At 41.0% G+C, this 12252-nt stretch carries 11 protein-coding genes; 3 read left to right on the plus strand and 8 right to left on the minus strand.

Annotated elements, in window-relative coordinates; all coding sequences use genetic code 11:
• Positions 1-156: 156 nt before the first annotated feature.
• Complete coding sequence (pyk, locus tag Q1A31_RS08145) at positions 157-1608, plus strand: pyruvate kinase (protein WP_299874981.1); 1452 nt, start codon at positions 157-159, stop codon at positions 1606-1608.
• Positions 1609-1801: 193 nt separating this feature from the next.
• Here the strand turns inward: pyk and Q1A31_RS08150 are convergent, their stop codons facing one another.
• The 3 genes from Q1A31_RS08150 to Q1A31_RS08160 all read right to left on the minus strand — a co-directional run bounded on the left by Q1A31_RS08150 (position 1802) and on the right by Q1A31_RS08160 (position 4888).
• Positions 1802-3301 (minus strand): tripartite tricarboxylate transporter permease, encoded by a 1500-nt coding sequence (locus tag Q1A31_RS08150; RefSeq protein WP_299874983.1) that lies wholly within the window; start codon positions 3299-3301, stop codon positions 1802-1804.
• A gap of 10 nt (positions 3302-3311) precedes the next feature.
• Complete coding sequence (locus Q1A31_RS08155) at positions 3312-3809, minus strand: tripartite tricarboxylate transporter TctB family protein (RefSeq protein ID WP_299874986.1); 498 nt, start codon at positions 3807-3809, stop codon at positions 3312-3314.
• A gap of 92 nt (positions 3810-3901) precedes the next feature.
• Positions 3902-4888 carry a tripartite tricarboxylate transporter substrate binding protein gene (locus Q1A31_RS08160; RefSeq protein WP_299874989.1) on the minus strand — a complete coding sequence of 329 codons (987 nt, stop codon included), beginning with the start codon at positions 4886-4888 and terminating at the stop codon, positions 3902-3904.
• 204 nt (positions 4889-5092) lie between these two features.
• Here Q1A31_RS08160 and Q1A31_RS08165 point away from each other — a divergent pair, with 204 nt between their 5' ends.
• Complete coding sequence (locus Q1A31_RS08165; RefSeq protein ID WP_299874992.1) at positions 5093-5857, plus strand: SDR family oxidoreductase; 765 nt, start codon at positions 5093-5095, stop codon at positions 5855-5857.
• A 44-nt stretch (positions 5858-5901) separates the two neighbouring features.
• Here the strand turns inward: Q1A31_RS08165 and Q1A31_RS08170 are convergent, their stop codons facing one another.
• The 5 genes from Q1A31_RS08170 to Q1A31_RS08190 all read right to left on the minus strand — a co-directional run bounded on the left by Q1A31_RS08170 (position 5902) and on the right by Q1A31_RS08190 (position 11095).
• Positions 5902-6813: a DMT family transporter gene (locus Q1A31_RS08170; RefSeq protein ID WP_299874994.1), complete on the minus strand. Its 912-nt coding sequence runs from the start codon at positions 6811-6813 to the stop codon at positions 5902-5904.
• Positions 6813-7715 (minus strand): NAD(P)-dependent oxidoreductase, encoded by a 903-nt coding sequence (locus tag Q1A31_RS08175; RefSeq protein WP_299874997.1) that lies wholly within the window; start codon positions 7713-7715, stop codon positions 6813-6815. Before Q1A31_RS08175 ends, Q1A31_RS08170 begins: the two co-directional genes overlap by 1 nt.
• Positions 7716-8170: 455 nt before the next feature.
• Positions 8171-9481, minus strand: coding sequence for a TRAP transporter large permease (locus tag Q1A31_RS08180; protein WP_299875000.1), 1311 nt, complete (start codon positions 9479-9481; stop codon positions 8171-8173).
• Positions 9481-9972 (minus strand): TRAP transporter small permease, encoded by a 492-nt coding sequence (locus Q1A31_RS08185; RefSeq protein WP_299875003.1) that lies wholly within the window; start codon positions 9970-9972, stop codon positions 9481-9483. Before Q1A31_RS08185 ends, Q1A31_RS08180 begins: the two co-directional genes overlap by 1 nt.
• A gap of 124 nt (positions 9973-10096) precedes the next feature.
• Positions 10097-11095 (minus strand): TRAP transporter substrate-binding protein, encoded by a 999-nt coding sequence (locus Q1A31_RS08190; protein WP_299875006.1) that lies wholly within the window; start codon positions 11093-11095, stop codon positions 10097-10099.
• A 382-nt stretch (positions 11096-11477) separates the two neighbouring features.
• Between Q1A31_RS08190 and Q1A31_RS08195 the strand changes: the two genes are divergently transcribed.
• Complete coding sequence (locus Q1A31_RS08195; RefSeq protein ID WP_299875009.1) at positions 11478-12212, plus strand: FadR/GntR family transcriptional regulator; 735 nt, start codon at positions 11478-11480, stop codon at positions 12210-12212.
• The last annotated feature ends 40 nt before the right edge of the window (positions 12213-12252 follow it).

The following is a 12252-nucleotide window of genomic DNA, read 5'->3' on the forward strand; positions in this document are numbered from 1 at the left end:
AAATAACCAAAAAAGAATGAGTTAGATTCAATACATATATTCGATGTATATAAAAATATAAGTTATTATTCGCAACTAGGAACCGAGCACAAACTCAGAATCAATATCTCTACTGGGCTAGGTCGGTTAAATGAAATTTGCAGGGAAAAATAAGTAATGACTGAATCTCCATTTAAACTCGATCGACGCACAAAAATTGTCGCTACACTGGGGCCATCCTCAAGCGATGAAGCCTCTATACGAAGTTTATTAGACGCAGGAGTGAGTGTTTTCAGGCTAAACTTTAGTCACGGAACTCATGAACAGCAAAAAGCCAGATTAGATTGCATTCGCAAGTTAGAAAAAGACGTGGGCAGACCCATAGGTATCTTAGCTGATCTTCAAGGACCGAAGCTAAGAATTGGTACTTTTTCAGAAGACAATGTGGAGTTAGCCGTTGGACAAACGTTTACTCTCTATCTTGATGAACACAGAGGAGATAGCACAGGCGTCAGACTGCCACATCCTGAAGTTTTCGCTGCACAAAAAGTCGGCGAAGAACTATTGGTCGATGATGGTAAAATCCGTTTACGCATCACCGAACATAGTGATACCAAGATGGTTACAGAAGTCATTGTTGGCGGCATAATCTCTGAACGTAAAGGCGTGAATGTCCCCGGTGTATCTCTACCAATCAGCCCACTGACGAAAAAGGACCGTATTGATCTTAAATATGCATTAGAGATTGGGGTTGAATGGGTTGCTTTATCTTTTGTTCAACGTGTCGAAGATCTGATTGAAGCCCGTGAGTTGATCGGCGGAAAAGCAGGTTTACTGGCGAAATTAGAAAAACCTTCTGTGCTAGACGATCTTGAAAATATTGTTAAACACTCTGATGCCATAATGGTAGCAAGAGGGGATTTGGGCGTTGAGCTACCTCCGGAACGTGTTCCTTCTATTCAGAAACGAATTGTCCAAGTGGCTAGATCTCAAGGTAAGCCAGTCATTGTTGCGACCCAAATGCTTGAGTCTATGATTCATCACCCAATTCCTACCAGAGCTGAAGCTTCGGATGTTGCCACTGCGATTTATGATGGGGTTGATGCGGTGATGTTATCTGCCGAGACCGCAGCGGGAAGTTATCCTGAAGAAGCCGTTGCAGTAATGGGCCGCATTATTAGCGAAACTGAAAGTGATAATAATTACCGTAAGATGTTACAGATATACCCTCTTATAGGGGAAATATCTGATGCCGACGCTATTGCAATTGCGGCGTCTCAAATCGCTAAAGATAGAGAATGTGTTGCTGTTGTAACTTATACAAGTACAGGATCGACTGCCTTTCGTGCTGCTCGTAATCGTGGTGTTGTTCCAATATTAGGTTTAACACCTTCTGATCATGTCGCACGAAAGTTATCGCTGGTTTGGGGTGTTTATTCCATTCAGACAAAAGACGTTTCTTCCTTCTCTGAAATGGTTGGTAAATCAGTACGCATGGCGAAAAGAAAAGGCATTGCAGATACAGGTGACAGGTTAGTGGTTATTGCAGGCGTTCCATTTGGCACACCAGGATCAACCAATACTATTCGTTTAGCACAAGTATCGGATGAGCATGATAAAACCGAATAATCGGACTTTAGTGGTTCACGAATCACAATAAAGTCGTTAGATGATTTTAGTATTGAAAATGAGCCGAATTAATTTCGGCTCATTTTTATTGGGCGTAGATATTTTATTGAAAGCAGGATTTATCCAGAGAACCGAATAAAAGGTCACCCCCCTACTTTTAGTGATATTTTTACAGAGCCAGGCACACCTAAAACTAAGGCGTTTGTGGTTTCCAGTACTTGCTTTTCAGCGACTTGATTATAGGTATCAACCAGACCAATATGGTTAAGACGCCAAGCGTTGCTGCAATGGGTCTTGAGAAGAATGCCAATAACTCGCCATCCGCTTTAATCATTGATGATAAGAACATTTCCTCAAGCATAGAGCCTAATACAATACCCAGAATAGTTGGCGCAATCGGAAAACCATTCTCTTCCATAATATAAGCTAAAACACCCATTGCTAACATGATAACGACTCCAAATACTGAGTTTGTTATCGCAAAAGAACCCACTAAACAGAAAATTAAAATAGCCGGCATTAACATGCGAGCAGGAATTTTAAGCAACTGCGATGAGAGTCGAATAGCGAGATAGCCTAAAGGCAATAGCAATAAATTAGCCACAAAGAACGCAATGAAAACAGCATTTAGCAACTGTGGATTTTCCTGAAAAATCATCGGCCCGGGATTCATGCCCTTCATATAAAGCACACCTATCGCAATCGCAGTAACAGAATCACCCGGTATACCAAATACCAGTGCAGGGACCCAGGCACCAGCTAAGCCGGCATTATTTGCAGAACCCGCATCAACCAAGCCTTCTACATGACCCGTTCCGTATTTTTCTTTCTCTTTCGATGTGCGTTTTGAAACACCATAAGAAACCCATGCAGCGATATCTGCACCTGCACCTGGAAGAACTCCGGTCACAGCTCCAATTGAGCTTCCTCTAAAAACGTTAAATTTGTATTTATATAAAACGCCTCCAACCCCTTTAAATAGATTGCTAAGTGATTGCACTGGCACTTTAGGCCGAGAGTTATTTTTGGCTGCCACAAAACGAAGCACTTCAGAAATAGCAAACATACCAATCATGGCAGGAATAAAGCTCACTCCTGACAACATCTCTGTACTGCCGAAAGTGAAACGAGGATGCCCAGAGATAAGATCAATACCAATAGTGGCAATGAACAAGCCAATCAATAAAGATACAAAACCTTTTAATGTTGAACCACTAGAGACGACAACAGCGCTAGATAGACCCAAACAAGCCAACCAAAAATATTCGTAGGAAGAAAACTTGAAAGCAAATTCGGCCAATGCAGAAGTCGCCATCATCAGCACCACTGCACCGATGAGACCACCGATAATAGAAGTGGTTAAACCTACACCCAATGCTAACTGTGCCTTGCCTTTTCGGGTCATGGCGAATGCTTCATCGCAATAGGCGGCGGAGGCAGGTGTCCCGGGAATACGGAGCAACGCGCCGGGAATATCGCCGGCAAAAATTGCTGTGGCAACAGTCGTTACAATGGCTGCAATCGCAGGCACTGGATCCATAAAGAAGGTTACAGGAATAAGAAGTGCGGTTGCCATGGTGGCAGTTAGACCCGGAATTGACCCAACAACTAATCCAAAAGCAGCGGCACCGACCATTACCATTAACACATAAGGGTCAAAAATTAATGAGAGTCCGCCAATAAACGCATCCATAAATAATTCTCTAAAAACCGAGTGGGCCGATAGGTAATGGCACTAAAAGCCATACACCAAATAATAGTTTACTCACACCTGTCATAAACAGTGCGGCAATAAATGAGGCGACAACACCATTTTGAAGTCGTAGAAACAATACAAGTAAAATCGAAAACGCCGTTATTACAAACCCCAATGCATCTACAAAGAAGATGTAAAACAGTATGCTTATAATTACGACGAAAAAGTTGATAACCGAACGAGGCTTTTCACGCCATCCAGCAATCGTTAGTAAGTTGGGTTCTTTGCTTATAGCTTCTTCTATTGGGCTAGAAGCTGTACGTTGCTTATATCCACTAACGACTAAAAGGCAACCACAAATAATTAAACCAACACCAATTAATACGGGAAAATCTGAGGCACCGAAACGTTGTCCGTGCAAAGCAGGAAAAGTTCGGGTGTAGATGATTTCTGCGATAGCAAAAACAATCAAGAAAATGCCAAATACTGCATCATTAAATTTCATTGAATGCTTGGCTCCTGAATATGGTGAGAATAATGAAAGTACCTCTATTACTGATTGTTATCTAGCAATAGAGGTACCTTTGAACCTGAAACTTACTTAGCAAGACCAACAGCCTTCATCACAACACCAAGTGACTCATCGCTTTTCTTCATCCAGCTTTTAAAGTCATCGCCCGCTTTATATGTCATTCCAAAGCCACGACCATCCATAAACTTTTTGAAATCATCTGAATGCCAAACTTTGTTCATTGCAGCACTTAGCACATCTGTTTCAGCTTTAGGTAAACCAGCTGGAGCAACAATACCGCGCCATGATGCCATTTCCCACTCAGGACCACCCACTTCTTGCAAAGTAGGAACATCAGGGAAAGCAGCTAGACGCTCTGAAGACATAACGCCGATTGCTTTAACTTTACCTGCAGATAACAAACCAGATGCTTCTACGATTGAACAGGTAACCACATCAACCCCTTCAGCAACTAGCTCTTGAAGACCACCCGCAGAACCTTTAGAAGGAACCCATGGAATTGCAGACTGATCTAAACCAGACTTGTTTAACATACCTGCAAGAGCAAGATGCCAGATACCACCTTGACCAGTACCCGAAGCTTTGTGCTTTCCTGAGCTAGCTTTAGCTGCGCCTATAACTTCACTTGCGTCTTTCCAGGGTGAATCAGCACGCACAATCACGCCAGCTGGGTCGGTATTGTAAAGCGCAATAGGTGTGTACTTTTCATATGTTAGATCGGTTAAACCTGCCCAATGCATCATGCCTGTTTCTACCGTTGCTACACCGATGGTATATCCGTCTGGTTTAGCATTTGCAATCGCAGAGTGACCTACTACTCCACCACCACCTGTGCGGTTAACTACATTAACAGGCTTGCCTAACTCTTTTTGTAACAAACTACCAATAATACGACCTGTTGCATCAGTTCCACCACCCGCTCCCCAAGGAACGATTAACGTAATTGGACGTTCTGGGTAATTTGCCATAGCAGGCGCTGTAATAGCTGCCAATAAGGTTGTCGCGGCTACGATACATGCTGTTGCGCGAATGATTTTATTAAATGATTTCATGAATATTCCTCCGGTGGTTTTCTATTATAATTACAAACAATTTACAACTTATTTACAAATAATTACAATATACTATTTATTGAGCTTTTACACCTATTAATAAGTTTTCAAACCATATAAAAATTAATCATTCAGCATTTTTTCATTAAAAAATGAATGACATTAGTGATAATAAAAACCTTCCAATACATGGAGAAGCAAACGATGAAAACCACATTTGATTTAAGCGGACAAACTGCACTAGTCACTGGATGTAAACGTGGAATAGGTAAAGCCATGGCAATAGCTCTGGCAGAAGCAGGTGCAAATATTATAGGTGTCAGTGCAAGTCTCGAGGCAGAAGGTAGTGATGTTGAACAAGCGGTTACAGCATTAGGGAGAACTTTTTCTGCCTATGCATGCGACTTCTCTGATCGCGAAGCACTTAAAGCGTTTGCCAATCAAATCAAATCGGATGGTCATGAGCCGGATATTTTAGTGAACAATGCAGGTACCATAAAAAGAGCACCGGCAACTGAGCATGAAGATGATATTTGGGACGAGGTATTAGAAGTGAATCTCTCCGCTCAATTTGTACTGAGTCGTGAAATTGGCCGAGACATGATCAAACGAGGTCATGGCAAGATCATTTTCACCGCGTCTCTACTGACTTTCCAGGGTGGCATCACTGTTCCTGGCTATGCGGCATCAAAAGGAGGGATTGGCCAATTAACCAAAGCTCTGGCGAATGAGTGGGCATCAAAAGGCATAAATGTGAATGCCATTGCACCGGGTTATATCGCTACTGATAACACACAAGCATTACAGGATGATTCCGAACGCTCTAAATCTATTCTAGAACGTATTCCTGCAGGACGGTGGGGAAAGCCTGAAGATTTCGCAGGGCCTATTGTTTTCCTTGCTTCGTCAGCATCAAATTATGTTCATGGAACAATTTTGACCGTAGACGGTGGCTGGATGGGACGTTAACCCACAATTAAAGTTTGAGGCGAACAGGGACTAAACTTATCAACCTAAGTTGCCCCATCCCGCTTTACTTTGATTTTTAAACGTCTTTCACGGTACCAGATAATAAGTCCTGAGATAATAATAACGAGCGCGCCCAGAATGGTAAATTCATCAGGCACTTCATCATAAAATATGAAGCCTAAAATGGTCATATAGATAATAAAACTATAAGAATAAGGCATCAAAACAGAAGCCTCTGCATGCTTATGCGCACGAGTCAGCAACTCGTGCCCTGCCCATGAAGCAAAACCCACCCATGTCATCAACATCAACGCTTTCAAGGTAACCGGCTGCCATAACCATATAGCAAAGGGCAGAAAAGTAAGCGTACCGACTAAACCGGTAAAAAACTGCAACACATGAGGTCGTACTTTAGCCGCAAGCTTTCGAGTGATAATCGAATAAATAGCCATTGCTATTGCAGCAAACAGGACCAGAAAAGATGCCCAATGAAAGCTCTCATTGAAAGGAGATACAATAATAACAACGCCAACAAAACCCATAAAAATAGCGAACCAACGCCAAGGCCCAACACGCTCACCTAAAATAGGCCCTGAGATCAAACTAACAAAAATAGGAACCGTAAACAGAATGGCTGAATACATACTCAAGGTTAAATACTTCAGCGAGTAAAAAACACAGGCTGTAACACTAGCCAGCATTGCACCACGAAAGACTAACAGCCAAAAGTGATCTTTAATCTCATTTTTATCAAACCCTCGAAACGAAATTTCAGTAGCGCCAATCGCCAATTGAAAACCATAGCGAATAAACGCCAACTGAAAAGCCGGATACCCTAATAACACCAACCACTTGGTTGTTCCATCCGTCAAAGAAAAGAACAAATAGGCTATTAATATTAATAAAATACCGAAATTAACTCTATCCGGTATTTGCGGCGCTGAAACAACTTTCATTACTTTTTATCACTCGAATTAGCAAATGAGGTCTGATAAAAATCGACCATCTTTGGCACCAGATCTTCTCCCTGACCATTATCTATCGCTGCTTGCAAAGCAGCCAAAGATGAAGGTGCAATTGCCGGCGTGACACCTGCATCTTCTGCCATCTTTTTATAATAACCGACATCTTTTGCCGCATTTTTTATAGAAAACTCTAATACTTCGGGATTTCCATCCACAGCATAGGCTTTGATGAAATCCATGATGCCGGAATTTGCAGGCCCGACTGACAGAACATCATAGACCGTCTGACGAGGAATTTTAGCAACATCTGACAAGGCAAAAACTTCTGAGACCATATTTGCAGTTGTCATTGCGATGAAATTATTAAACAGCTTTATAGTGTGACCTGCGCCAGATCCGCCTAGATAGAAGACGTTTTCTCCCACTTCCTGCAACACTGGCTTAACCCGCTTAAACGCATCTTCATTGCCTGCCGTCATGATATTCAGCAAACCCTGTTTCGCATGAGCAGGGGTACGACCAAGTGGCGCATCTAGATAGTCTCCTCCAGCGGCCGCAACTTCTGCAGCTAACGTTCGAGTACTTTCAGGCAAAGAGGTACCAAAATCTATGACGATAGCACCTGATTTTAATCCGGCGATAACACCTTCATCCCCTCGCATACGACTTTCGACTTGTTCACTGGTTCCCATACATAGCATCACCACATCAGAATTTTCTGCTACTTCACGCGCACTGAATACTTCAGTTGCACCACGTGAAACCGCTGCATCAACATTGGTACGCGAGTGATTTGCCATAACAACGAGCGCATAACCTTTTTCTTGAAATCGCTCTACCATTGCTGATCCCATCAAGCCTAAGCCGATGAATCCTATTACAGGTTTTGTCATATTTTTTGCCTCTATTTGCCTCTAAATAATAATTAGCGTTTCATGATAGTTTTTATGATCAGCGTTTCTTACGACCAATGTTTAAAAGTGAATGTTTGGTGAAGAATGCATTATTAATCCTCAAATAACGATTAAAGGTCACCCCCCTACTTTTAGCCCCTTTTTCGTTTTTAGACTTTAAAAACTATGAATAACAGACAGCCGAATTCATTAATGATACGGATCGAATTTATTGGGATAACCTAAATACACTTGAGAATTAATCAAAAATTGGAATAGCGAGATAATTTCTTCATCTCTTTTCATCTAACATTCATTAAACAGTCTGATCTAACCACACAAATGTAGAATCTGTGCTTAAGAAATAATCCAAACACACCCCCCTACTTATAGGGGGGGTTTATAAAAATGGTTTTTGAGTTATTTTCGCCAAACTTTCTTGATTAATTAAACGGCTATTTAATCGAGCCGGGCATCAGTTGATTCGGCAACCATAGTGCTATCTCTGGAAATAAGATGATCAACAATAAGATAAGCAACATTGGAATTAAAATGATAACCACTTCCTTAAGGACCTTCACAACATTCATTCCACCAATGGAGGCAGATATCAGCAGACAGAGACCATAAGGCGGCGTCACCAAACCAAAGGCAAGCGATATGATACCTATAATCGCAAATACAATCGGTGATATATCAGCTTGAAGAGCGACAGGTAAAAGAACAGTACCGAGAATGATGATGGTTGGAATGGCATCAATAAATAAACCAAAGAACAAAAAGAGGAATGCAATGACCAAGGATGTACCGATTGTCCCAAGCTCCATATTTGTCATTACTGAAATAATAAGACGTGGCACATTATAATAAGCGAGCAACCAACCAAAAACGGATGCCGTACCTATCGCAAATAAAGAAATTGATGCGAATCGCCCAGTATCATAAAGGATTGTGCCTACTTCACGTGGTGAAACCGTTCTGTATACCACCATACCTAAAAACAGAGAGTAGAAGGCTGCAATAATGGCACTTTCGGTTGGTGTAACGATACCCGCAACGATTCCATAAATAACAAAGACCGGCGTTAGCATGGCTAATGCTGCCCCCTTAAATGCTTTAAAGGCCGTACCAAAAGTTGGCTTCATCGCGATAGGGTAATTGTAAACTTTGGCGTAACCATAAACTGTCGCCATCAAAGCGAAACCAATCATTAAACCGGGAATAGCACCTGCCAAAAACAGTGCACCGACAGAAACCTGCATCACTCCACCCCAAACAATCATCAGAATACTAGGGGGAATGATTACACCCATCACCGATGAACAGGCAGTAATTGCAATCGCAAAACGGGGGTCGTAACCCTCTTTGACCATTGAAGGAATGAGAATTTTTCCACAGCCTGCAGCATCCGCAGTCGAAGAGCCAGATATACCTGCGAACAACATCGAAACAGCCACATTTACATGCCCCAAACCACCGGGCATCCACCCTGTTAAAACTCTGGCTAGATCAATTAATTTATCAGTGATTTTACCCGAGTTCATTAAATTAGCGGCCAGTAAAAAGAAGGGTACGGCTAACAGAATAAATGAGTTATACGACTGAAACATACGGTCGATAATTATGAATGGGGTCAGCCTGATATCAAGCAGCACCACCGGAATGGTTGCGATACCCAATGCAAAAGCAACGGGTACACGAAGGATGACTAGTAATAAAAAACCGCCAACTAATAAGGCACATGCTACGCCAGTAGTAAGAATCATTAGATTGCCCTTTTGTTAGCTTTGTATTGCTGAAAAGCTTCAGCAAAACGGAATAAAGAAAAAACACCCCAGAGTAATCCTGCGAGTGGAACTGTAATGTGTGTGACCATTAGATTCGCATTCATCATTACAGAGTGTTGAATGCCGCCGAATTTTGCATAGTCGATGCCATACCAGGCAAATAGAAACCCAAACCCACCGACTAATACCAATACGATTGATTTCTGTATAAACAATATCAGTGGATTAGCACTATCTGGCAACACCTGAACGTCAAAATGTGTACCTTCCCATACGGCCAATACCGAACCGATCATAACCACCCAGACAAAGATAAAAGTGGCCAGCTCTTCAGTCCAAAGAAAAACAGGAATAATGCCGGTGTAACGAGCAATTACCTGCATTGCCACAGGAATCACTAGTGACCCCACCAATACCGCTAAAATAATTCTTAGTCCGGTACAGAAAGCTTCTAAACTGCGTTTGATCATGATTGACCCTCAAAGGGCAGATGAGAATGAAAAATAGAAGCATCTCTAAGGTCGATAAAACCTCAGAGATGTTCTAACTGATGCATCTAAAATTACTTATTTCTACTTTTTTAATAATTGTTAATTACTTAGTTGCGCGAATTGCACCAAGTAATTCGGTTGCATTGATACCCGCTGCAAATTTATCCTGCACTGGCTTAACCATGTCTAGAAGCTTCTCACGACCTTCAAATTCAGAAACTTTGATCTGACTTGCGTCAACCATTTCTTTCAGCTTGATACCATCTTCACGTGACTCTAGCTCACGACCAAATGCACCCGCTTCTTTACCTGCTTTTTTGATTGCAACTTGTAGTTTTTCTGGAAGTTTACGGAAACTCTTACCACTAAATACGATAGGGCGTACAGTGATTGTATGAGAGGTTAAAGTAACGTTTGGCGCAACTTCGTAAAACTTTAAATTCTGGATACTGGCTGCTTCGTTCTCAAAACCGTTAATAACACCTGTTTGAATTGCATTGTAAACTTCGTTATAAGCGATAGCAGAAGGTGAAGCACCGATAGCATCAAAAATCTGAGCTTGTATTGGAGCACCCATTACGCGCATCTTATGGCCTTCTAATTCCTTCATGTTCATAATTGGCTTGCTTGATAATAGGTTACGTGTTCCACCGCCAGCATAACCAACAATAACGATATCTGCTTTTTCAGATAACTCTTTCTCAAGAGGAGCAAGAATGTCGCTAGATAAAACAGTATTCCAGTGATCTAAGTCACGAAACAAAAAAGGCATATCCATTAACGGAATAGATGGTGCAAATCTTGCCATATTCGAAGGTGCTAAAATGGTGTAGTCAATTGCAACACCTTGATTTAAGAAAGTGACATAGTCCTTTTCTACACCCAACTCACCATTTAAACGTAAGTCAAACTTCACATCTCCGTCGTAATATTCATTGACCAGATCAGCAAATTTAACCATTGTTTTAGTAAATGTATGCTTGTCATCGAACATACTGGCACCACGTAATGTCTGTGCAGAAACAGATGTAACGATAGTTGAAAGTACCACGCCGACTAAAGCAGTTTTAAGAATTGTTTTTACTTGTTTTTTAAAAATCATAATTTCTCCTTGGATGATTTGGACTAAATCAACAGTTAAAAAAACTCAACACCATTGATGTCTCAGCGTAACTATAGTAATAATTTGTAAAATGTAAATAAATAATTTGTAATTAATTGTAAACAGTTGCACATACAAATTATAACGACCAAATATTTTCAACTTGAAAAATAGATATATTATTGATTTAAAAGTATTTAATTTGTTTTATATCGCGTTTTCAATGCAACATACATATAGCATTAAGTTCTAAGAGACACTATAAAACGCAATCGAAACCCGCATTTAGAACCAATAAATCCTTAATTTACACACTTTTATTTACAAATATTTTACAAATAACTATACTCATTGCTTTACAACCTCATTTAAAGGCGAAAGTATGAGTGAGCAATCATTAACTTTTAAAGACAGTTCTTTGTCTGATAGTGTTTATGAAGAATTAATACAGCTGATCGTACAAGGTGAGTTTGGAATTGGAAAAAAGCTCCCTACAGAACATGTCCTCAGTGAAAGATTAAACGTTTCTCGCCCTATACTCAGACGAGCACTTAAGCAATTGCGCAATGATGATGTCATCGTTTCACGTCAGGGCTCAGGATCGTTTGTTAAAAGACGCCCGGAATTAGCCGTACTTGATTTTGCTCCAATAGGTTCTATCGCAGACATTCAGCGAACATTTGAATTTAGAGCTGCAGTAGAAGGAGAAGCTGCATATCACTGCGCGATCAGAAGAACCGAAGAAGAACTTTTACAAATTCAAACAGCAATACAAATGCTCGACGACTGCATTAAAAATAATGAATTAGGTTCAGATGCTGACGTAGTATTTCACGAAGCCATTTGCAGAGCCTCACACAATCATTACTTTACTGCTGCACGCAATTCAATGAAACCCAACATTTTAACGGGAATAAATTTAACCCGGAATTTATCGCTACTTAAACCAAAAACACGATTAGAGTTGGTGCAACAAGAGCATTATCAAATTGTTGATGCTATCGAGCGCAAGGATGGACCAGCTGCTCGCGAAGCTATGCGAGCGCATATCGACAATGCTCGTATGCGAGTATTCGAAGGGAACCCATCCAATAAAAGTGTATTAGACGAAAATTAATGCGCAATAATTAATACACAACAATTTAAGAGATTGCTTT

Source organism: uncultured Cocleimonas sp. (assembly GCF_947495625.1).
In the GTDB taxonomy this organism is placed as follows: Bacteria; Pseudomonadota; Gammaproteobacteria; order Thiotrichales; family Thiotrichaceae; genus Cocleimonas.

Bases quoted from the DNA above. Each gene is read 5' to 3' on its own strand.
- pyk (WP_299874981.1), top strand. From the start codon at position 157: ATGACTGAATCTCCATTTAAACTCGATCGACGCACAAAAATTGTCGCT.
- Q1A31_RS08150 (WP_299874983.1), bottom strand. From the start codon at position 3,301: ATGGATGCGTTTATTGGCGGACTCTCATTAATTTTTGACCCTTATGTG.
- Q1A31_RS08155 (WP_299874986.1), bottom strand. From the start codon at position 3,809: ATGAAATTTAATGATGCAGTATTTGGCATTTTCTTGATTGTTTTTGCT.
- Q1A31_RS08160 (WP_299874989.1), bottom strand. From the start codon at position 4,888: ATGAAATCATTTAATAAAATCATTCGCGCAACAGCATGTATCGTAGCC.
- Q1A31_RS08165 (WP_299874992.1), top strand. From the start codon at position 5,093: ATGAAAACCACATTTGATTTAAGCGGACAAACTGCACTAGTCACTGGA.
- Q1A31_RS08170 (WP_299874994.1), bottom strand. From the start codon at position 6,813: ATGAAAGTTGTTTCAGCGCCGCAAATACCGGATAGAGTTAATTTCGGT.
- Q1A31_RS08175 (WP_299874997.1), bottom strand. From the start codon at position 7,715: ATGACAAAACCTGTAATAGGATTCATCGGCTTAGGCTTGATGGGATCA.
- Q1A31_RS08180 (WP_299875000.1), bottom strand. From the start codon at position 9,481: ATGATTCTTACTACTGGCGTAGCATGTGCCTTATTAGTTGGCGGTTTT.
- Q1A31_RS08185 (WP_299875003.1), bottom strand. From the start codon at position 9,972: ATGATCAAACGCAGTTTAGAAGCTTTCTGTACCGGACTAAGAATTATT.
- Q1A31_RS08190 (WP_299875006.1), bottom strand. From the start codon at position 11,095: ATGATTTTTAAAAAACAAGTAAAAACAATTCTTAAAACTGCTTTAGTC.
- Q1A31_RS08195 (WP_299875009.1), top strand. From the start codon at position 11,478: ATGAGTGAGCAATCATTAACTTTTAAAGACAGTTCTTTGTCTGATAGT.